We start from the raw sequence: 22387 nt of genomic DNA, 5'->3' as shown, positions 1-22387 counted from the left end.
ATTATATTTTTAGTCTTCGACTTCATTATTCTTTCCTTAAAGTAAAGAACAATGGCTCAGACTGACAGCTAATTACACATCGGGATTCTAACTTCTGTTGATTAATAGTTATGATTTACAAATCTGTAATAAAGAAGCCCTGTCAAGGCTATTTTAACTATATTTTAGTCTTCGACTTCATTATTCTTTCCTTAAAGTAAAGAACAATGGCTCAGACTGACAGCTAGTTATACATCGGCATTCTAATTTCGTTTCGATTAAAAGAACTGATTACTAATCTGCGATATCAGTTTTCTAACTTCCCACTTCTAATTTCTAACTTCTGGCTCATATCAATCCCATATCTTTAAAAATAGCAACGACTTGTTCGGTAGTATTTACATTCAAAGATTCTTTCAGACCATTTAGCCTTTTTTCCACGCTGCTTAAACTGGAAGGGCGGACTCCACTATCTTTAAGATGATCCGATATAGCTTGTTGTCGCATTCCCTGACAAAGCAAATCCACCAAGGTGATATCGTATGAAGTAAATTCATATGAGTTTTTATCTTTTATAGACTTTTTCAGATTCAACGAAATATGTTTCTCATTATTGAAAACAGCTTTTATGGCTTTCTTCAGTTCCTTTGTATCTTCTCTGCCTTTGGACACATAACCGTTGATTTCATATTTACGGAAAAGGTCATCTATTATATTCGGTTTTTTCTCAATAGAGAAAACAATAACCTTTATATCCGGTTGTATTTTTTTCACAGCTTCGATAAGCTCGGAACCACTTTTAATATTTTGTTCCCGATGATCCTCGTCAAAAGACAGATCAGTGATCAGTAGTTCAAAAGGCTGTTTTTCGTGTATAGCCATCTGTACACGTTGCAATGCATCATCACAATAATAAACATATTTAGATTCTTCTATTTTCAGGTCTTCCAATGCTTTCTCTACAGAAATATTAGAACTTTCATAATCTTCAGCAACAAGGATTTTTTTAAACATCTTGAATTGGTATTTTTATTGAACAGAAAATTTTAACTCGGCTTTAAAGCCTTCTCCACTTACTGCGTCAAAATTAATTGTCCCGCCAATAGATTCCATACGGTTTCCCGTATTTTTAATTCCGTTTTTAGGAGAGAGTTTGTCACATCCTACACCATTATCTGTATAACGGATCGTAATTTCTTCATTTATGCGGTGCATTCTAATTACAACACGTGTCGCTTTGCTATGCTTCTTCATATTGGTCATAAGCTCCTGTAATACATAAAATATTTCAGCCTGAGTGTTTTTATTCAGTTTATCCCAATGTATCTCCTCATTTCCAATAATAACCAGCTGCAAGTCATCGGAAGAATAAGATTTCAGCATTTCTGTTAACTTTTCTCCAAACGGAAGGTCATTATTTTTTTCATGATCATAAGAAATATCCCGTGATTTCTCATATACAATTTCCAAATCGTCCAGCATGGTATCTTTATCAATATGCTCCTGATTTTCGAGCTTTGTCATTACCCTGTGAATTCCGTTGGCGACAACATCATGAACTTTTTTAGAATATCTAAGTTCTGTCTTTTTTACTTCCAGCTCTTTTTCCTGTTGTAAAATTTTCTTTCTTCTTCTGTACCAAACTCCACCGCCTATTAATACAAGCCCCAAGATTCCTAAACCTGCATACTGTTTTAATATCTGATTTTGCTTCTTCACATTATCTGCCTGAGCCTTCAGAAAGTTAGCTTTATTCTTTTCTGTTTCGTAACGGATTAAGGCAAATTGATTTTTTGCCTTATTTCTGGCAGTCTGCAAACTGTCATTTAGTTTTTGATAGGTCAGAAAGTATTGTTTAGATTTTTCAGGATTTTCAAGAATAATTAATTTCTGAAGGGCTTCTATTTGATCATTAGGATTATTTATTTGCCTAGCCGTTACATACATCTTATTAGCATATATTAAGGCAGAATCAGACTTTTCGTTTATATAATAGTCCGCTAAATGCGCATAACTGGAATTCTGACCAAAAATATCTTTCTCCTCTAATCGAATATTCAAAGCTTTTTTAAATTCCGAAACCGGATTATAATCAGAATTTTGAAGCCATTTAGTCTTTGCTAAGTTTGTAAGTGCTCTTGAATATTCACTTTTATTCCTACTACCTTCTTTTAATATTTGACTATATATTTTTAAAGCTTTATCAAATTCTTCATTTTCTCTATAAACATTTGCTTTATTGTTCAAAAACACTTTAGTATCTAGAGAATTTTTTGAAAATTTGGTTGCCAAATTATAAAATTTAATTGAATTAGTATATTCTTTTAAATTATAAGTAACAACTCCTAAGTTATTATAATTAGAATTTATATAATTACATTCCTCTACTTCATTCTCATTAAAATACTTAATAGCCTCTAAAGAAGTTTCCTGTGCTCCAAAATAATCACCCTGATCGGTTAAAATAATGCCCATATTCATCAGGCATTTTCCAACACCCAAACTGTCATTATTCTTCAAATAGATTTCTTTTGCTTTATTAAAATTTTGAAAAGCATTAATGGGATCTTTCTTATCCAGATATGACCAAGCTTTTTCATAGTAAGGATTATCTACTTTCTCAGGTTTATTAACAGTACTTTCTTTAATTTTTGTACATGAAACCATCAAGACAAATAATAAAAAATAGAGTATTCTCAAGATTATTATATTTTCAGCCTAAGTTAAAAAAATAATGCGTAAAATATTCGTTCTTTATTTTTTATAGCATTAATACATTCATAAATATTTTCTTTTATACGAATCCAAACAATACTTCCCCGTATCTTCTACATAGCAAAGAGAAAGGCAGCATTTCTGCCGCCTTTCCTTTAAATTATTTTCTTGGAATTTGTCCATTATCTCCACTCGTATCTCCGCCGATATCTCCTACTGTATCTCCCGGATCTCCCGGATCTCCCGAGTCCATACTATATGTAGAAATAGTAGTTGGATGGTTTACTGGTGCTGGTGTATTATTATTTGGAAATGCTAAGCCTAGTAGCATTAAAATCAAGTTAATCATTGTTTCAAAAATTTAAAGTTTTGCATAAGTGTTCTTCCCTGCGAAACAGATCACAGGCGGTGTTACACATTGTTTAAAAAAGAAGCGCTTCTTAAATTTTTGGGAAGTAGGCTTTCAAAAACGGAGGAGCAAATTCTGCTTCCCAACCCAGAGATTTACACTCCGTTTTATCCGGCTATTTTAAAAATCAGTTTTGTACTTTTGTTTTTATAAGTATTTGTTTATCACCGATTTTGTTATGACAAATATAGACCAGCAACAAACCATAATCCCAGACAGGCGATGGACAGCAAATAGACAGAGAAATGGGTATTATTATGGGAAACCGTATTTTTTTGGACAGCTATCTGTCTAATTTGGACACGTTATTAATTCTTAATGATAATTCTATGGGAGAAAACTACCAACGTAAGAGAATTTTAGTGCAAAAAGTATTCGAAAAAGTAAAAAATGAAACTCAAAGAAATACCAAAAATTCTATTGCAGAATATTTAAGTACACATTTCGAGGAGAGATTTAATTTGTCAAGAGATACTGCAACATATGCTCGATATCATAGAAGATTGATTGAGCAGAATGAGAATTATAATATCGATGACGTAATGCTGAGACATCTAAGTCAGTTTCTGGGCTATCAAAACTTTGAAGACTTCTGCCAAAACATTAGCATTGAAAAAGAAAAAGGTGATACTACTGTAAAAATAAGTATTAACGAGGATGAAGAATCTTTATCGGCAAGGCTTTCCAATATATTTGTTACGATTACCAATGCTCCGGTTTTCAATCTGTCGGAGTTCTTACAAAACAACAAAGCCAATATGGGAATTATAGGAGTTATTCTTGCCGGATCACTCATCGGTGGTACTATGTATGATAAGGACAAACCTAATTCCGGTATTACAACTACAACAGGATTTCTTCTGAAAGAAAAGAAGTGCATGTATTGGAATGACAGCACTTATACCACTACTGTATGTGAAGATAAAAACCCTCACCGTATCATTATTCCTATAGATTCTACAGAACTTGACTATTTTAAAAAAATTACAAGACCCGATACTTTAACTTCGGAGAATGCGCTGGGTAAAATCTGGTATTCCAAACGTTGGAACAAGGTTGACTTTTTTACCACTAATAATAGAAAAGGGACCAATCCTAAGAATGGGGCTACACTCCGTCCCGTTACTGAAATGATTATTGAAAAATATGCACATGCAGAATAGCTATATATGATGGTTGATGGTTGATGGTTGATGGTTGATGGCTGATAACTAACAACTGATAACCGACAACTAACATCTGGCAATTGACACCTGACAACCAGTTACTTGTTAAATTAACATAACTTAAAACGCTATGCCTGTATAAGGAAAAGAATTGTTGTATATTTGAAAGAGGTTAGATTTTTGCATAACTTTTACTTCATTCAAAATCACAATACCACAATGCAGCATAACGATTACAATGAGTCCGGTTATATTCATTTTGAAAACTTTTTTGCAGAAACCAAGCTGCAAGAGACAGAGCGTATTCTGAAAAAATTCCATAAAAGCTGGCTGGCAGTCAATGCCGAAGGTTATAAAAATGGATCTATCAACAGCCATAGTATAACATCCGGTGAGTTTATCAGCGAACAGGAACGCCTTGCACTTTTTCGTTTTATCACTCAGGAAAAAATTAAAAACATTGTTAGCTCTATTTTTCCTGCAAAAGCTGTATTCCTGAATACTCAACTATTTTTTGATCCGTTCAATCCGCTACAGCAAAACTACTGGCACCGTGACATTCAGTATACCGGGCTTAGCATTGATGATCAAAAAGAAGCTATCCGACACCAAAACGTTGTACATTTCAGAATTCCGTTTAAACCTGAATTAGGTATTGAACTCGTTCCCGGAACTCATAAAAATTGGGATCTGCCGGAAGAATCAGAAACCAGATTATCGTTGAACGGTCGAAAACCAGGCGATGGCCTGGAAAGAGGAAAAGTAATAAGCCTGGATCGCGGGGATTTATTGGTATTTTCTGCAAATATGATTCACAGAGGTTTATATGGCAGAAATCGTTTTTCTTTCGATATTATTTTCTGTGATGACACACCTGATTTTAAAGGATTCATCGATCCTAAAAATCAGCCTACTCCACAGGAATTGGAAGTATTAGGCTCTGACTTATTTATATAAATACCAGATTTTGTATTTAGATATTGCACAGGATAAGCACAGAAACCAGTATTCTTTATCTGCAGTGTAACTTTTAACCTGATATAGTGTCTTATTATTAAGGAGAGTCTTTACAGGCAGTCCTTTACCAAATTAATAAGCCAAAAATCATTCGGAAATAATTACATCCGGAGGCACAAAACAAAAGCCTATCATGACAACATTAAAAAAAACAGGGAAAATTCTCTGGGTTGATTATTTACGGTCATCTATTACAGTTCTGGTGGTTGCCCATCATTCATCGTTAGCCTATACTACATTTGCGAAGGCTGATGACAAAATTTATATCAATTCTACAGCACCTATAATAGATTCTAAAAGATGGATAGGATTAGATATCTTCGAGAACTTCAACGATATTTTCTTTATGTTCCTGATGTTTTTCATCAGCGGATTATTTGTAATTAAAAGCATTAAAAGTAAGGACACTTCTTCTTTTATAAAAGACAGGTTTTACAGATTGTTTATTCCTTTTTGGCTATTGGGAGTACCTGCAATGCTACTCGCTTATTTTCCGGCCTATTATACTCTTCATCATAATGCCAATATTGTGAATTATATCTTCGATTTCTTTTCTGTCGAGCAATGGCCAGTAGGACCACCTTGGTTTATATGGGTATTATTTGTGTTTAATTTTATTTTCGCTGCCTTCTACCCATTATGCAAAGAAGCTCTTGAAAAAGCATCAAATTATATCAATCATTTCTCCGGAAAACCTTTCGTATTTTTTATAATTTTATTTGCTCTTACTTGGATCACATACGTTCCGATATCATACAGTATTGGACAAGGTACATGGACAGGTTGGGGACCATTCGATTTTCAGCTTAGCAGGATACTCGCTTATTTCGGATATTTCGTTTTTGGTGCTATCGTTGGGAATTCAGATTTTAGCAATGGTATTTTTTCTAAAAAATTTGCAATTATAAGGAATACAAAATACTGGATACTAACAACGGTTCTGTTGTATGCAGCTCTTACTATTAACAATGAATACCGGATACTGGAAGACCTTGTCAATCAAAAGACAATGTCCTCTTTTAATGCATGGATGATCTATCTGAGTCTCTATACAGCTATCTGTACTGTAAGCTGTATTACATTTATAAGTATTTTCAGATATCTGGTTAAAGATTCTCAGAAATGGTGGAATTCACTTTCAGATAATGCTTATATGATATATCTCATTCATTATATTTTTGTTGTATGGGTACAATTTATGTTATTAGACATTGATATTCCGGCTATTATTAAATTTTCCATTGTTCTAATTACTGCCTTATTAATGAGTATGGGAACAAGCATCTTACTAAGAAAAATTGATATTATAAAAAAATACGTGTAACGAACATTATAAAACACTATAAAAATGACGCAAGAAAAGAATACAAATATTAAAGCCGTTTTCTTCGATATTGACGGAACCTTGCTAAGCTTTAAAACGCACAAAGTTTCGACCTCCACAGAAGAAGCTATCCAAATTCTGAAAGAAAAAGGCATTCATGTCTTTGTTTCTACCGGACGCTCTTATAACGATATTGGACACATCAGATATCTGGATTTCGATGGTTTTATTACCTATAATGGTGGCTATTGTATTACCAAAGAAGGCGAAGTATTGTTCAAAAAATGTATTAATCCCAATGATGTAAAAGCATTACTGGATTATGCAGATAACAATCCTTTAAGCTTTTCCCTAATGTCTGAACACGGAAATTTCATTCATGATGTAACTCCTGAAATAGCCGGTATGTATGCCCATTTAAACCTTCCAATACCACCTTTGGTAGATATGTCCAATACGGACACTGAAAATGTACTTCAGGGTAATATTTTCATCTCTTCTGAAGAAGAGCCTGCATTTATGGCTCAGGTAATGCCGGATTCAATTGCTTCCAGATGGTCTCCCCTATTTGCAGACGTTAACCCTAGTGGACAAAGCAAGCAAGTTGGCATAGAAGTATTTTGTAAACATTACGGAATAGATGTTTCTCAAACAATGGCGTTTGGTGATGGTGGAAACGACATTACTATGCTGAAGCATGTTGCCCTGGGAGTTGCTATGGGAAATGCCAATCCTGAGGTAAAAGCAATTGCAAATTATATAACAGATGATGTGGATAATGATGGCATCCTGAAAGCGCTGAAACATTTCGGAATTATAGACTAAGGAAAAAAACGTCTTTCAACCACGTTTTTGGGAGAAGAAATAAAGAGGATTAACCGGGAGAAAAATGAATAATCATTTTTCTCCCGGTTATTTTTTTGATCAATTGTATTCCCAACAGGATATAATGCATAAAATACAGGATGAATTTTACAAAAAAATATCCTTCTCAAAAGCCCTCTAATTCTTTATTTCTTTGTATGTTAGCTCCATCTAAACAACACAAAAAAATGACTCCGGACGTAAAGATTACTAACACCGAGATTTTATCTGATAATTGGTACATACTAAAAAAAGTAACCTTTGAATACACCAAAGAAGATGGCAGTATCCAGACCCAAAGCAGAGAAGCCTATGACAGGGGAAATGGTGCAACAATTCTCCTTTATAATAAAGATACAAGAACTGTTATTCTGACAAGACAATTCAGACTTCCTACCTACCTCAACGGAAATAAAACCGGCATGCTCATTGAAGCCTGTGCAGGACTTTTAGATCAGGATAATCCTGAAGATTGCATCCGTAGAGAAACAGAAGAAGAAACAGGTTACAAAGTAAAAGATGTACGCAAAGTTTTTGAAGCCTATATGTCGCCAGGATCGGTTACAGAAATTCTATATTTTTTCATTGCTGAATATTCAAAAGACATGAAAGTTGCCGATGGTGGCGGTCTGGAAGAAGAGGAAGAAAATATTGAGGTACTCGAAACAGGTATTGATAGAGCAATGGATATGATAACAACCGGAGAGATAAAAGATGCTAAAACCATCATGCTGCTTCAGTATATTAAACTGCAACAAATATTATAACCTAACTACTATTATCACATATGCTTAGCCTTGTATCTTTTATTTGTAATACTACATTTTCTTCTGAGCTTTCGAAAGAAAATATAATAGCATGTGAAAACCAATTATACAAAGCCATAAAAGAAAGTGATATCCAGATGCTCGATCTGCTCCTACATGATGATTTGTTATTCATTCTTCCCAATGGAGAGATTATAACAAAAGAACAGGACTTAAAAAATTATAAGGACGGGATAATGGAAGTCGAAGAACTTATTCCGAAAACAGAAAGTTTGAACATTATAGAAGATACAGCTGTAATTACACTAACCATAATACTAAAAGGAAAATTCCGAGGAGTATATTTTGAAGAAAAATTCCGCTATATCCGCTTATGGAAAAATATAGACAATCAGCTGAAAGTTATTGGTGGAAGCTGTGTTTCTTTTGCTGTACTAAACGGATAAAACAATATAAAAAAAATACCGGTTGGTATTTTTTTTCGTAACTTTATTACGTATCAAAAAGAATAAAATGAATGCTAAAAAAGTTGCAATAATCGGCTATAACAGAACTCCGTTTGCAAGATATAATACTGTTTTCTCCGATGCAACCAATCAGGACCTGCTTCTTTCTGCTCTTCAGGGGCTTATCAATAAATACCATCTTCAGGGAAAATTACTAGGAGAAGTTGCCGGCGGTGCTGTTATCAAACATATATCCGAGAGTAATCTTATCCGGGAAACTGTAATGAAAACAAATCTGGATCCGGCAACTCCTGGCTGCGATCTCCAACAGGCCTGTGATACCGGAATTGAGGCAGCTATATATATCGCTAATAAAATCGCCTTGGGGCAAATAGAATGTGGTATAGCCTGTGGCGTAGAGGCGATGAGTAATATCCCGTTTGAAAGCAGTCTTCGGCTAAGAAAAGCTTTATTGAATGCTAATAAGGAGAAAAGCGCTTTTGGTAAAATAAAACAATTATTAAAACCATCAATAAAAGACTGGTTCCCTATTCCATACAAAGGACAGGAACCCGAAACCGGGCTGGTAATGGGAGAGCATACTGAATTAACTGCAAAATATTATCAGATTTCCCGACAGGAACAGGATGCTTTATCTTTCAACAGTCATCAAAAATTGGCTAAAGCCTATGATGAAGGATTTTATGAAGATATGATCACTCCTTATCTGAACGTAAAAGAAGATAACAATCTGCGCAGAGATACCAGTCTGGAAAAACTCGCAACACTAAAACCAGCTTTCGATAAAAAAGATGGAACACTCACTGCCGGTAATTCTACTCCGTTTACCGATGGAGCATCAGCAGTACTATTAGCCAGCGAAGAATGGGCAGAAGCAAACGGACTTCCGATTCTTGCCTATATCACTCATGCAGAACTTGCCGGAATTGAATATGTGCAAAACAGACAGAATCTACTTTTAGCACCTGTATTTGCTGCAGACAGAATGCTGAGGAAAGCTGATATGCAACTTGAAGACTTTGATTATTATGAAATTCATGAAGCTTTTGCAGCTCAAATTCTGGCAACACTCAAAATATGGGAAACAAAAGAATTGGCGCTACAGTTTGGCTTACAAGATGCTTTAGGAAAAGTTGATCCTGAAAAACTGAATGTAAAAGGTGGAAGCCTTGCAACAGCTCACCCATTTGCAGCTACCGGAGGACGAATCATTGCGACTCTGGCCAAACTCCTGAATGAGAAAGGTAGCGGGAAAGGATTTATTTCTATTTGTGCAGCCCGCGGGCAGGGAGTAACCATGATTATTGAAAAATAATTTCTTATTAAAAGATAAATAAAAGAGAGGCTGTGAACAGTCTCTCTTTTTTACAATTTAATCTACTTTAACTTACTACTATTATTCTTTTGCTTTGCATTTAAAATAGCCGGGTAATTTGGAACTTGACTAATATTCATTTCAAAAATTAATAAATGCATTGGCCTTCGGTCTTTTAGATATTGATTGCCGGCTGGCCGTAAGCCAACATATAAGCTTCTTTTAGTACTTCTGTATAAGTTGGATGCGCATATGAAATACTGAACATATCTTTTGCCGTTACTTCGTATTCCAAAGCCACTACTGCCTGAGCTATACTGTCGGCTGCCCGTGGGCCAATAATATGCACGCCAAGAATTTCACCATATTTAGGATCTACCAATACTTTTGCAAAACCTTCCATATCCATAGAAGCTCTGGCTCTTGCACTGGCCGAGAATGGAAATTTTCCAGCTTGATAATCTATATTATTTTTCTTCAGCTCTTCTTCTGTAGCACCTACAGATGCTACCTCAGGCCATGTATAAACAACGGAAGGAATACGTCCATAATGAATATGAGGCTTCTGCCCATCGATGGTTTCTGCGACAAAAACACCTTCTTCCTCTGCCTTGTGTGCCAACATTGCACCACCAATTACATCACCTATAGCATATATCCCGGGAGCAGAGCTTTGCAACTTTTCGTCGGTTACAATAAAACCTCGTTCATCCAGCTTCACTCCAGTGTTTTCAAGTCCAAGATTTTCCGTGTATGGTCTTCTTCCTACCGCCACTAATATATAATCTGCTTCCAGAGAATTTTCCACTCCGTTTTTGTCTCTGAAATATACTTTTGTATGATTACCAAGGTTCTCAGCTTTATAAACAGCTTGCTGCAAGCGGATATCTATCCCGTCTTTTTTCAATATTTTTTGTAAAACTTTCCCAAGTTCATGATCCATTGCAGAAATAAGATGATCTGCATATTCCAGAATACTCACTTCGGTGCCTAATCTGTTAAAAATAGAAGCCATTTCTACACCGATTACCCCACCACCTATAATTACCATACTTTTAGGAAGCTCTTTCAGGGACAAGGCCTCTGTAGAAGTGATAATTCTTTCTTTATCTATACTAATACCCGGTAAAGCCGACGGTTTGGAACCTGTAGCAATAATAAAATTTTTAGAGTTTACTTTTTGCTTATTACCTTCATGCAGAATTTCGATAGTTGAGTTATCCACAAAATTAGCTGTACCTGTTACTCGGGTAATACTATTTTTTTTCATCAGAAATTCCAAGCCTTCAGTGTTTTTTTGTACAACATCTGCTTTTCTTCGGAACATTTGCTCAAAATCCAGTCCGATAGTTTCTATATTAATTCCATGCTGACTGAATTTCTTTAATGCATCAGAATAATGATGGGTACTATCCAGCAAAGCTTTTGTAGGAATACAACCTACATTGGTACAAGTTCCACCCAGAGTATTATATTTTTCTACCAGTAATGTCCGGTATCCCAGTTGTGCACTTCTTATAGCTGCAACATATCCTCCGGGACCTGATCCAATAACGGTAACATCATAACTTTCCATATCCAATTTATTTTACTTCTTTTTTACATTTTCTCTATTACTATAGCACTTGCTCCACCACCACCATTACAGATAGCAGCTACACCATATTTTCCGTTTTCCTGTTGTAAAACGTGAGTAAGAGTAGTTAGTATTCTTGCTCCTGAAGCACCTATTGGATGCCCTATTGCGACTGCACCACCATAAACATTAATTTTGTCCGGAGAAATCCCCAGCATTTCCTGCATAGAAAGAATTACTGAAGCATAAGCTTCATTAATTTCATAATAATCGATATCCTCTAATTGCAATCCGGCTCTTTTCAGAGCTTTAGGTATTGCTACTGCCGGTGTAGTGGTAAACCATTCCGGAGCTTGCGCGGCATCTGCATAACCAATTATTTTAGCCAAAGGTTTCAGGTTATATTTTGCTACAGCAACTTCCGAAGCCAATAGAAGCACCGATGCACCATCATTCAGATTACTGGAATTAGCAGCTGTTAATAATCCTTCTTTTTCAAATACTGGAGGCAGTCCTTTTATTTTTTCGGGAATTACTTTATAAATGTCTTCATCTTCTGTAAACAGGCTTTTCTCTTTTTTATGCTGGACAGGTACAGGTACTATTTCATTTTTAAATTTCCCATTTTGTGTAGCATCCTGCGCGCGCTGATAAGAACTTAGCGCATAATCATCCAACTCTTCCCTTGTAAATCCAAAATGCCTGATACCAATCTCCGCTGCATTCCCCATATGGAAATCGTGGTAGACATCCCACAACCCATCTTTAATCATTCCATCTGTAAGTACCGCATGGCCAAGTTTGTTTCCGTTTCGCATGAAGACATAATGCGGCGTATTGCTCATACTTTCCATTCCCCCTGCCAATACAACTTCGTCAATGCCCAACTGAATTTGTTGAGCTCCTGAAATAACAGCTTTTAGACCTGCAGCACATACTTTATTAATAGTTGTTGCATCTCTATCATCCGGAACACCAGCAAAACGAGCGGCCTGACGTGCCGGAGACTGACCGACTCCTGCACTCAGAACGTTTCCTAAATACACACTATCTACAGCAGATTCGGGTATTTGTACTTCATTATAAATGGCTTTGATAACCAAAGCGCCTAACTGAGTAGCAGTGTAAGATGCCAGACTACCAAGCAGTCCGCCAACAGGAGTACGTTTAGCTGCTACAATAAAAACATTTTCCATATCAAATTTCCAAAATATACCAATCGGTATATTTTAAATTAAAAAAATTAAACCTTTATTTCTTCATCAATAATTTTCAAAATACGGTCCAGTGCAATATTCAGCTGCGCAGTAGTTCCCAGAGTTCTGGACAATAATACACCGCCTTCTATCAGCATCATAATAGTGTAAGCATACTGTTCTGCATTGGTATCTGCTCTGAAAGTTGCCTCAGTCTTTCCTTCTTCTATAACACGAACAATTCTTTTGTGCCAGATCATAAAATATTTCTTTACAATTTCCTGGAGAAATAACAAATGATCGTCTGCTTCCGTAGCAGCATTCAGCATTGGACATCCACCGATACTGTATATCTGGCTCCAATTGTCCCTGTAGAAATTAACAAAAGCACGCAACCGCAGGTAAGCATTTTCTGCAGTACTCATAGCCTCTTCAAATCCTTTATATAAAAGTGCAGCATTGTATTTAAATGCTTCAGTTACTACCTCATCCTTACTATCAAAATTTCCGTAAATACTACCTTTAGACAATCCGGTAACTTCCGTGATATCCGATAACGATGTAGCGGCATATCCCTTTGTATTAAACACCGGAGCTGTTTTTTCGATAATAAATAGTTTTGTTTTTTCAGCTTTATTCATCTCCCCTCAAAATTGTAAGACAAATATACAAACAAAATATACCAATTGGTATATTTTAAAATGATTATTTAATATTTCTTTGATTAAGACAGGTTATCTATTGTAAATCAGCAAACAAAATTAAATTCTTGTCATAGGACAATATAAGTTGAATCTGATATTGAATAATTTTATAGCCTGTTTAGATTCTAATTCAAAATAATATTAGACTTCGACAGGCTCAGTCTGACACCTCTAAAAGAAAAATGTTTTAGATAGATAATGTCACTCTGAGCTAAGTCTATAGTGAGCTTGACGAACTATCGAAGAGTAATAACTATAAAATTTGAACAGACTCTATTATCTCAAAAAAATATCTGTTATGCGTAAGTTAATTTTCATTGTTCACACATCGCTGGATGGCTACATTGCTAATACAGACGGAAGTTTTGATGGTTTAAATCCCGGAAGTAATAACCTGGATTATGTTTGCAGTATTGCCGAAGATGCTGATACAATCCTTGCAGGACGAACAACCTTTCAGTTGCTGAATACTTACTGGCCATATGCTTTCAAAAATCCGGAAGCCAGCCCATCCGAAGTTCGCTATTCTACCTGGTACAACTCTACCCGAAAAGTAATTGCTTCAACAACAATAGAAGCTCCCGATAAGAGTACAGCAATTATTCATAAGGATATACCGGAGTATATTAGAAAACTAAAACAGAAAAAGGGTAAATCTATCGTTATATTCGGAAGTCCGGCACTGTTTCAGTCTATATTACCATTTGATCTTATAGATGAATACCACATTATTTTATATCCCGTAATTTTAGGAGATGGTATTCCGTTATTTAAAGGGAATTATGACAGACAGGAATTCTTTTTTTCAGGAATAATCCCGTTGGCTAATGGCGAGGTCGCGCTAAAATGCTTTACCGGTAAACACTAGACTCTTTATTAATAATATAGCTTTGGCAAGAGACGGAAGCCTCACTGGTTATGGCAGCGGTATCTGGCGAAAGAAATATCTTCTGGAACTGGAAAGAGGAGAACAATCACTTTTTTAGTTTATACTTTTATTGGATTCCGTACATTTGATTTATCAAGATTAGATGATATGGAAGATTCAACAAGAAAAAATCACTGGGAAACTGTTTATGAAACCAAAAATCCGGATCAGGTAAGCTGGACACAGGAAATCCCGAAAACATCATTGGATTTTATACATTCATTTGGATCGGATAAAACTGCATCAATAATTGATATTGGTGGCGGGGACAGTAATTTAGTTGACTTTCTTCTTCGCGAAGGCTATGAAAACATCTCTGTACTGGATATTTCAGCAAAAGCACTGGAAAGAGCAAAAAAACGTCTGGGAAAAGATGCCGAAAAAGTAAAATGGATTGTAAGTGATATTACCAGCTTTGAACCTGAAAACCATTACGAAATCTGGCATGACAGAGCTACTTTCCATTTTCTGACAACACCGGAACAAATTGCAAAATACATCAGCATTGCTGAACAATATGTTACTGGTTATATGACTATCGGAACATTTTCTGTTGACGGGCCAACCAAATGCAGTGGTCTTGAGATTATCCAATATGATGAGCAATCTTTATCTCTAAAACTGGAAGATAAGTTTGATAAACTCAAGTGTATTACAGAAGAACATATAACCCCATTCGATACATCTCAGAATTTTATATTCTGTAGTTTTAAGAAACGGGCAGGTTAAACTGTATTTTATCCTGCCGCTACATCATCCAGATGCTTTATATATAGGGAAGGCGAAACAGATACTTCTTTTTTAAATACCGTTGCAAATTTATTCGGGGAAGAAAAACCTGCTTCCTCTGCCAGTGTAGCTACTTTATATTTTCTGTATTGCGGCATTTTTTCCAGCTTAAACACTATATATTTTATCCGTAATTCATTGATATAATTGTTAAAGTCCTTTTTCTTATAGGTATTAATGATATAGGAAATATAGCGCGTATTAGCTCCACAATAAGTGGCCAGGTAAGAGAGCGAAATATTTTTTTTGGTAAATAATGTAGAATTTTCGAATTCCCGCAGACGCAGCAGCAACTTCTGTTCTGTAGCCTGCGTCATCATGACCCCGGCTTCATTATCTTGTACTTCATCATCCTCCAGATCTGCTATTTTTACAGCAGAATAATTATTATAAATATCTTTCGGGCTCTTCTTTTCAGAAACTCTCTTTTTCAAAATGCGATTAATTCTGTTAAATGTCATTTTAAAATTTTCCCTGTACTGTGTAAAATAGATTATATTAATCATCAGGATCAAACAAATAACGATGATAATCCAATTTTTAATATGATTCTTCTGTTGGAGAATATTATTCTTCTTATCCATCTTCTGATAAAAATCGTTGATAAACAAAGTCGATCTGCTCGCCAAAAGATCGGTTATTGAATCTCTCTTCTCCTGTATCACCGCAAGCTCTTCAACATCCTGAATAATGGTATAATACCTGTGAAATGTATCATATACTTCATTTTTTAGCTGTAGGCAGTTCGATTTATTAGCTATTCCTGAAGCAAGTTCTGCATACTTTTTAGCCTGCCTGAGATTATCTTTACTTAAATATACCTTTGCCAGGCCATTGTATATAAAGCCTTTAATACAGTAACCAGGCATGCTCTTCGCAATATTTAATGCTTTCAGATAATGCCGGAGTGAGGCATCCATATTATTCAGATGATAATAGTTAAGCCCTAAAATATGTTCGTTGCTGGCCTCCGAAAAATCATCATGATATCCAGATATGTTGAAGAAATGCTGTGATTTCATTACACTCTCAATTGATTTTCTGTAATCTTTTTTTTCTATTTCGTAATAGGCGATTTCCTGCCACATCAGTCCATTTATAGAACCTGTAATATTTTTATTTTGAACTAATTTGGTAGTATTAAAAGCTTTATTCATGTATTTTTTTGAATGACCGTAAAGCTTTAGAATACGGTATTGCGCGGCCAGAAAAATGTAAACCTGAGCCTTCCATTCAACCAGATTTGTCTGTTCTACAGTTTCTTCTGCCTTTACAGCATATTCAATACATTTACCAATGTCTCCTGACCGATGATAAAGAAGAGCAGAAAGCATAAGGCTTTTTGTTTTCAACAATGGCGTTCCTGCTTTTACATACAAAGAATCCGCCGCCTTTAATGCTTTCAGGAACTCATTCTGATTTTGTGATGTCATCAGAATTGTTTTATCATATACAATCGCACTGCCATTTTTATTTTGGGCATACGATAAAACTATTAAGAAATAGAAAACTGCTAAAACAACCTTCCTCATATTTAGTCAATTAGCATTTTAAATTTAAATTCAGACGAATAAGAAATTATTATTGATAAAATAACAGCACTCATTACCTTACAGGACAGTATTCTACATACATGAGAAAATTGAAAAGAATATTATTACCAAACCAAAGATTTTAGAACTATTAGCCAAAAAGGCATTTTTTAATCTTTATAATAAATAGTATAACTCAAAATCTAAGCCTGCTATAGATGTAACACAATAAATCTAGAAATTATAATATTCAGAAAAATAATCCATTTATATTTAATAATTACAAAAAATTAAAATTTCAGGATAAAAAACAGAATTATTCCAATCTGATCATTCTAATAAATAAAGTTTTTAAAAGAATATATATCCCTGTTCAGTAGCCTAATAACAATAGTTTTCGGTTACTAGTTATTTTCCCGCGATATTCATACCAACAATTGTAAAAACGGGACAACCTGATAAAATTCTGGTTGCCCGCTGAAACTGCTACACAGTTTATAAACAAATGATGATGAATTATTAATTGATATAATTAATTGTGTTTTCTTGATCAGGTGTTAGCTACAGATATACTTCTGACACAACGTACGGAACGTCCCTCTGTTTTTGCAGCATTTTTTATTTCCGAATTACTCCAGCCAACCAAAAATGCAAGCCTGAAGTATCTTATGTAATAGAAATTTGCATTGGAAGCATTTGTTGCAGTATTTGTTCCGTAATAAGCAGAACCAGCCCCCAATAAACCGGCTACTAATCCTACCGGAGAATCATTAATAGAAGAACCAAGAATTCCCGGTGTAGAACGGTAACCATACAGAGGTATGAAAAGATTCTGAGATTTTTCCGGATAGGCCAAATTAACATTATTACCTGTATCCAGATTCCAAACAGCACTATAAACAGCACCTACCAGCAAACCATAGTTTTCATTTTTCTGGTCCGGATCCCCGAGAGAACTAAATTCAGCACTTGTTGGCATTCTCCATGTATTTTCCGGATAAACTCTGGAACAAGGATCTACATTATCAGAAGAAGAACCTGTAGGCGTTGCAGACATCCAGTTCCAATAATCAAGATCTTTATCCGGGTCTGCATATTCATTATTAACCTTGAATCTGTACTGGTCTGCCTGAGATGTATTGTAGGTAAGGTTAGTCCTTGCCCACAGTAGCCCCTTTACTCTTACTCCGGACTCCACTAACTGAGCGCTAATATTATATTTGCTTGTTAAAATTGGCGTGAATGAAGTATTACTATAGGGTACAATACTATTGGTAAAGCTTCTGGTTGTATTGTTATCCATTGTAAGATCAAGCGTACCCATTCTAAGCCTAAGATTATTGGCAGGAACAGTAGTACTGCTTACTGTATAGAAAGTCGCAATTTTAGTTGCACCTGCAGCACCTCCGGCTCCGGTTGCATTCACCATATTGGCACCTGTAACTGCAGGAACATCCTGCAAATTGGTATAAGTAGCTGTAAACAGGTTAAGATCTCCTGTCTTTATTATACTGGCAAAACTACTCCCTGTACCTGTTCCCACTTCCAAAGTGGATGTATTGTTTATGGAACCAAACATTCCTCTTGTATCTAACTTTACATCGATACGGGCTGTGTAATGTCTGAATGCTATATTTAGATTATTCTGTCCGTATTGGGTGGTTACAACACCCTGATTGTACAATATATCCTTGTTAGCCAGCGAACTTCCGGAAACTACTCCTGTAGTTGTGTTTACTGTAGGAGATATGGTAGAATTAGTAGAAATAATATACCATTTGTATTGCTTACCTCCGTCTACCTGGATATTAGGAACTATTCCTACTGTACCGTCTACATCTTTTACGAGTGCATTGCTTACGGCATCATAAATTAACAATCGGTATTTAATTCCGTTTTGCATCGGAGTACTCGCTGCCACAGCTGCTGTGCCAGAAGAAAAAGCTGATGCAGAAGGCATAAGCCCTGTATTTCTTGAAGTAGAAAGACCTTCCGTATTTGTAATTACATCAAAACCTCCTGCAGATACTATTTCATTTTTAGCCATTACCCCCATTGGAGACACTCCTGTTAATTTATTATTTACAGAAGCCGTGGCTATATTGGTCACATTACCTTCTTCTGCAATGCCGGTAATATTAAAGGTTAGCACTGTACCATCTGCAGGGTTGGGTGCAGGATTGGCAGGACTCTCATCTCTGGAAGAGCAAGAGATAAAAAAAGTGGTAATTATAGTTAATACGGTTAGTCTGTTTATATTTTTTAGAGTATAAATATTTTTCATATTGTTTGGTGTATGTTTTAGAATTCTAATAATTGTTAACTTCATCACTGCAAGAGTGTATTTTTTATAAAGTGTATTTAAAGATCATAATTCTTATCACCTATATTCCCACTGTCGTACCAGTCATCAATCTGAGGTGTCCCAGGTGATGTTGTATCTCCCGGACTTAATGTTGCAGAACTCGCTGCAACTCCTGTTTCCATTTCAACATAAACGACTTTCAGTTCAGGATGAACATAGCGTGCTTTTTCATAGATAATAGCAGCTTCATTTTGTAAAGTTTTTTTTCTCATTCGGATTTGGTTTGATTCATTAAATTCAGTTGTTTGTAAAACAGAAAGTGTTTAAAATGTGTTTTAAGCACTATCCCTGCCTTACAAAACTAGAATGAGCTATTCCTTTAAAGAAGCATTAGTATTATCATAATGCGCAAAACGGTAATACTATAAAGCACTACAAACAACTGATAAACAGAGTTTTAAATATTTGAAAAAGAAAAAATGAAAAGTATTACATCGCAATCCGTATAAAATATCATAATTCGGAAAACAGAAAGCTTTTTTGGACATACAACTAAAGACGTAGAACATAAATTATCCGGAATAACAATAAACTTTATTAATAATATACTTTTGAAAAGTTGTAAATTGTTAGACATTTTTTTGATACTAAAAGCATATAACGAAAAACCGTATATATTTTTCTGATAGTAGTAGCTTTGGGGGCTTACTTTTATTGTGACGAAAAGAGCAAATAATTAGTATTATCTTATAAAAAAATCACACAAACAGGAATAATAAAAATGTATTTAGCTGATTTTCTGAAAATAAATAAATATTTTTGTAATTCTAAGTTTTCCGTATGGGAAGGGATTTCATTTCATTTTTAACGTTACAGGATGCACTAGATGTATTAAAGCTACAGGTTATCAACAAAGATATCCTCACTTATGACCTGACCAAAAAGGATTACCATCTGGAAGAAAATTCATTATACAGGTCCGATTCTTTCTGTGTAATACTCGTAAAATCTGGTGTTGTCAGTTATATTTCGAATGGCGAATATCTTACACTGTATGCCGGAGATATATTATTTTCCCCAATATTAGAAACTTTCTCTATTGAATATCTATCCGACGACTATGTTGCTTCTTATGTTTTGTTTACGGAAAAACCAATTACACAAGCTGGTTTCAACTATCACAATCTGCTAAAACAACTCAGACAGGGAGAATCTCTAATCATCAATGAGCAGCCTGAACTGTTTACCCGGATGAATTTTCATATCAGAGAACTAAAACGGCTGAACAGCAATACACTGCAGGAATACTTTATGGAAGATATGATTTCGCATCATTTTTCATTGCTGCTGTATGAATTGTCCAATTACATCAAAAAAGACGGATACACCAAAAACCTGCTGTCCAGAGATGAAGAAATTACAACAAATTTTTTTACACTGGTAAAAGAAAAACACAGATTCGAGCATAGTGTACAGTTTTATGCAGAGCAGCTATTTATCACAAGAAAATATCTAAGCAAGGTCATAAAAAAAACAATGAACAAAACGCCTAAAGACATCATTAATCAAACGATTATTATAGAGGCCAAGCTTTTGTTAAAAAGAACCAATGCCAACATCAGTGAAGTGGCAGCCCTACTTGGCTTTAACGATCAGGCAATGTTTAGTAAATTCTTCAAGAAGCAGGAAGGAAAATCTCCTTCTGAATATAAAATAGATGATAAAACTTTTTAACTGATACTCTACCACGACCTTACTCTATACCCCGCTAACAAATCATTCCGGAAAAATTTCAAAAAAGCTAAATCTGTAAATAAGCCTTTGTTATCAGTTAATTTTCTGTCATCTTTTTCTTACTGACATAAGGTTGTCACGTCCTGCATCTAATTTAGCCGCTCAATAAAACTTTTTATTTATGAAAACATCTTATTTTTTGACACTTTTCCATGTCCTTTATTTCGTTTGTACAAAAAAATCAGTGATGGTACTTTTTTGACAGAGTTTAAAACAAGTCTAAATAATAAATAACGCCAAAGCACTATAAAAACAATTAATTAGAATAATCGATAATATTTATCGGAGCAATTACCAGGCGTCTTTTTGACAAATTTAGTCGCTTTTTGCACCTTTTTTTAAGCCTTTTTTAAGTCGAATTTTGCACACGTAAAAAAAACATTATGTATAAGAATTTTATTTTAAAGTCGTCCTTCATCGTTTCTGTGGCTCTTATCCTGAGCAGCTGCAGCAAAGGCGGCGATAATCAAGCATACAATCAGCAACCACCAGAACTACCTGTAGCCGTTATCTCTCAGCAGAATGTAACAATTCCAAGAGAATATGCTGCAGCAATAGAAGGCGTTTCCACTGTGGAAATCCGTCCGCAGGTATCAGGTTATCTTAGCAGGATTTTTGTGGATGAAGGTGATTATGTAAGAGCAGGACAGGCACTTTTCAAAATTGAAGACCGCATTTTTCAGGAACAACTGAGAAGCGCACAAGCTACACTTATTTCGGCTAATGCAACTCTTGCAAATGCTAATATAGAGCTGAACCGTAAAAGGGAGCTTGCTAAAAACAACATGATCTCTCCTATTCAGGTAAAAGAAGCTGAGACAGCATATAATTCAGCCAGAGGTAGTGTAAGTCAGGCACAGGCAGCAATAGAATCTGCGAAAATAAACCTTAATTTCTCCACAATTAAGGCGCCTGTAAGTGGCTATATCGGACGCTTCAAATACCGCATCGGAAGTTTATTAGCTCCAACAAATGCGGATCCTATCACAATACTGTCGGATATCCATCAGGTATATGCTTATTTCAGTTTAAGCGAAAATGATTTTGTTAACTTTCAAAATCGATATGCCGGAAATTCTATTGAGGAAAAGTTGAAGAATACACCTCCGGTTAACCTTATCATGAGCAACGGCGAGCAGTATGAAACGTCTGGTAAAATCAATGCAGTGGAAGGACAGTTCAACAAAATGACGGGAGCCATTACCCTGCGTGCTGTATTTGATAATTCCAAAGCAACCCTGAGAAGTGGTAATACCGGAAAAGTCCTGTTGGAGCAGAAATATGACAATGCTACATTGCTTCCTGTAGGTTCTACAATGATGATCCAGGATAAAGTATATGTTTTCTCTTTAGACAAGCAAAATAAAGCTATCCAGATCCCTGTAGAAGTGGCCGGTAAAGCCGGAACCAATTACATTGTTACCGGCGGGCTTAAGGCAGGAGACCGTTACATTGTTACCGGATTCGAGAGATTACAGCCAGGAACAACTGTTGTTCCGCAAAAAGAGCAAAATAAAGAACAGAAAAAAGCTCAGTAAAT

General features: G+C 35.4%; 21 protein-coding genes. 12 read left to right on the top strand and 9 right to left on the bottom strand.

Annotated elements, in window-relative coordinates; genetic code table 11:
- Positions 1 to 327: 327 nt before the first annotated feature.
- From BAZ10_RS08615 to BAZ10_RS18895, 3 genes are all read right to left on the bottom strand, one after another.
- The gene (locus BAZ10_RS08615) at positions 328 to 993 is read right to left on the bottom strand and encodes a DNA-binding response regulator (RefSeq protein ID WP_078771696.1); all 666 of its coding nucleotides are present in this window, start codon (positions 991 to 993) and stop codon (positions 328 to 330) included.
- A 15-nt stretch (positions 994 to 1008) separates the two neighbouring features.
- Positions 1009 to 2679, bottom strand: coding sequence for a tetratricopeptide repeat-containing sensor histidine kinase (locus BAZ10_RS08610; RefSeq protein ID WP_131828253.1), 1671 nt, complete (start codon positions 2677 to 2679; stop codon positions 1009 to 1011).
- Between the two features lie 175 nt (positions 2680 to 2854).
- A complete protein-coding gene (locus tag BAZ10_RS18895; protein ID WP_131828254.1) occupies positions 2855 to 3043 on the bottom strand; it encodes a hypothetical protein in 189 nt (62 codons plus the stop codon).
- 317 nt (positions 3044 to 3360) lie between these two features.
- Between BAZ10_RS18895 and BAZ10_RS08605 the strand changes: the two genes are divergently transcribed.
- From BAZ10_RS08605 to BAZ10_RS08575, 7 genes are all read left to right on the top strand, one after another.
- The gene (locus tag BAZ10_RS08605) at positions 3361 to 4266 is read left to right on the top strand and encodes a hypothetical protein (protein ID WP_245803781.1); all 906 of its coding nucleotides are present in this window, start codon (positions 3361 to 3363) and stop codon (positions 4264 to 4266) included.
- Between the two features lie 222 nt (positions 4267 to 4488).
- Positions 4489 to 5226, top strand: coding sequence for a phytanoyl-CoA dioxygenase family protein (locus BAZ10_RS08600; protein ID WP_078771694.1), 738 nt, complete (start codon positions 4489 to 4491; stop codon positions 5224 to 5226).
- Between the two features lie 193 nt (positions 5227 to 5419).
- Positions 5420 to 6610: an acyltransferase family protein gene (locus BAZ10_RS08595; RefSeq protein WP_078771693.1), complete on the top strand. Its 1191-nt coding sequence runs from the start codon at positions 5420 to 5422 to the stop codon at positions 6608 to 6610.
- A gap of 24 nt (positions 6611 to 6634) precedes the next feature.
- Entirely contained in the window at positions 6635 to 7435 is an 801-nt protein-coding gene (locus BAZ10_RS08590) for a Cof-type HAD-IIB family hydrolase (protein ID WP_078771692.1), read from the top strand.
- 227 nt (positions 7436 to 7662) lie between these two features.
- Positions 7663 to 8241, top strand: coding sequence for a GDP-mannose pyrophosphatase NudK (gene nudK / locus BAZ10_RS08585; RefSeq protein ID WP_078771851.1), 579 nt, complete (start codon positions 7663 to 7665; stop codon positions 8239 to 8241).
- 20 nt (positions 8242 to 8261) lie between these two features.
- Positions 8262 to 8687, top strand: a complete 426-nt coding sequence (locus BAZ10_RS08580) for a nuclear transport factor 2 family protein (protein ID WP_078771691.1) — start codon at positions 8262 to 8264, stop codon at positions 8685 to 8687.
- 67 nt (positions 8688 to 8754) lie between these two features.
- Positions 8755 to 10023, top strand: a complete 1269-nt coding sequence (locus BAZ10_RS08575; RefSeq protein WP_078771690.1) for an acetyl-CoA C-acetyltransferase — start codon at positions 8755 to 8757, stop codon at positions 10021 to 10023.
- Between the two features lie 175 nt (positions 10024 to 10198).
- Here BAZ10_RS08575 and lpdA read toward each other — a convergent pair whose 3' ends face one another.
- From lpdA to BAZ10_RS08560, 3 genes are read right to left on the bottom strand one after another with little or no spacing between them, the layout of a single operon-like run.
- The gene (gene lpdA, locus BAZ10_RS08570) at positions 10199 to 11599 is read right to left on the bottom strand and encodes a dihydrolipoyl dehydrogenase (RefSeq protein WP_078771689.1); all 1401 of its coding nucleotides are present in this window, start codon (positions 11597 to 11599) and stop codon (positions 10199 to 10201) included.
- Positions 11600 to 11622: 23 nt separating this feature from the next.
- Positions 11623 to 12795, bottom strand: coding sequence for an acetyl-CoA C-acyltransferase (locus tag BAZ10_RS08565; RefSeq protein WP_078771688.1), 1173 nt, complete (start codon positions 12793 to 12795; stop codon positions 11623 to 11625).
- Between the two features lie 47 nt (positions 12796 to 12842).
- Positions 12843 to 13436 (bottom strand): TetR/AcrR family transcriptional regulator, encoded by a 594-nt coding sequence (locus BAZ10_RS08560; RefSeq protein ID WP_078771687.1) that lies wholly within the window; start codon positions 13434 to 13436, stop codon positions 12843 to 12845.
- 361 nt (positions 13437 to 13797) lie between these two features.
- Between BAZ10_RS08560 and BAZ10_RS08555 the strand changes: the two genes are divergently transcribed.
- The 3 genes from BAZ10_RS08555 to BAZ10_RS08550 are packed head-to-tail and all read left to right on the top strand — an operon-like array spanning position 13798 to position 15156.
- Entirely contained in the window at positions 13798 to 14367 is a 570-nt protein-coding gene (locus BAZ10_RS08555; protein WP_078771686.1) for a dihydrofolate reductase family protein, read from the top strand.
- A 22-nt stretch (positions 14368 to 14389) separates the two neighbouring features.
- Positions 14390 to 14485 carry an MGMT family protein gene (locus tag BAZ10_RS18890; RefSeq protein WP_131828792.1) on the top strand — a complete coding sequence of 32 codons (96 nt, stop codon included), beginning with the start codon at positions 14390 to 14392 and terminating at the stop codon, positions 14483 to 14485.
- Positions 14486 to 14535: 50 nt separating this feature from the next.
- Positions 14536 to 15156: a class I SAM-dependent methyltransferase gene (locus BAZ10_RS08550; RefSeq protein WP_078771685.1), complete on the top strand. Its 621-nt coding sequence runs from the start codon at positions 14536 to 14538 to the stop codon at positions 15154 to 15156.
- An 8-nt stretch (positions 15157 to 15164) separates the two neighbouring features.
- On the opposite strand, the gene BAZ10_RS08545 is transcribed toward BAZ10_RS08550, so the two are convergent.
- The 3 genes from BAZ10_RS08545 to BAZ10_RS08535 all read right to left on the bottom strand — a co-directional run bounded on the left by BAZ10_RS08545 (position 15165) and on the right by BAZ10_RS08535 (position 19325).
- A complete protein-coding gene (locus tag BAZ10_RS08545) occupies positions 15165 to 16748 on the bottom strand; it encodes a helix-turn-helix domain-containing protein (protein ID WP_078771684.1) in 1584 nt (527 codons plus the stop codon).
- A 550-nt stretch (positions 16749 to 17298) separates the two neighbouring features.
- Positions 17299 to 19032 carry a hypothetical protein gene (locus tag BAZ10_RS08540; protein ID WP_078771850.1) on the bottom strand — a complete coding sequence of 578 codons (1734 nt, stop codon included), beginning with the start codon at positions 19030 to 19032 and terminating at the stop codon, positions 17299 to 17301.
- Between the two features lie 77 nt (positions 19033 to 19109).
- Complete coding sequence (locus BAZ10_RS08535; protein WP_078771683.1) at positions 19110 to 19325, bottom strand: hypothetical protein; 216 nt, start codon at positions 19323 to 19325, stop codon at positions 19110 to 19112.
- Positions 19326 to 19893: 568 nt separating this feature from the next.
- On the opposite strand from BAZ10_RS08535, the gene BAZ10_RS08530 reads away from it, so the two are divergent.
- Entirely contained in the window at positions 19894 to 20787 is an 894-nt protein-coding gene (locus BAZ10_RS08530) for a helix-turn-helix domain-containing protein (RefSeq protein WP_078771682.1), read from the top strand.
- Between the two features lie 443 nt (positions 20788 to 21230).
- Positions 21231 to 22385: an efflux RND transporter periplasmic adaptor subunit gene (locus tag BAZ10_RS08525; protein WP_078771681.1), complete on the top strand. Its 1155-nt coding sequence runs from the start codon at positions 21231 to 21233 to the stop codon at positions 22383 to 22385.
- Positions 22386 to 22387 lie beyond the last annotated feature (2 nt).

This window comes from Elizabethkingia occulta, assembly GCF_002023715.1.
GTDB lineage: Bacteria > Bacteroidota > Bacteroidia > Flavobacteriales > Weeksellaceae > Elizabethkingia > Elizabethkingia occulta.
The sequence above is the reverse complement of the archived record's forward strand: the minus strand, read 5'-3'. Positions and strand labels throughout refer to the sequence as shown.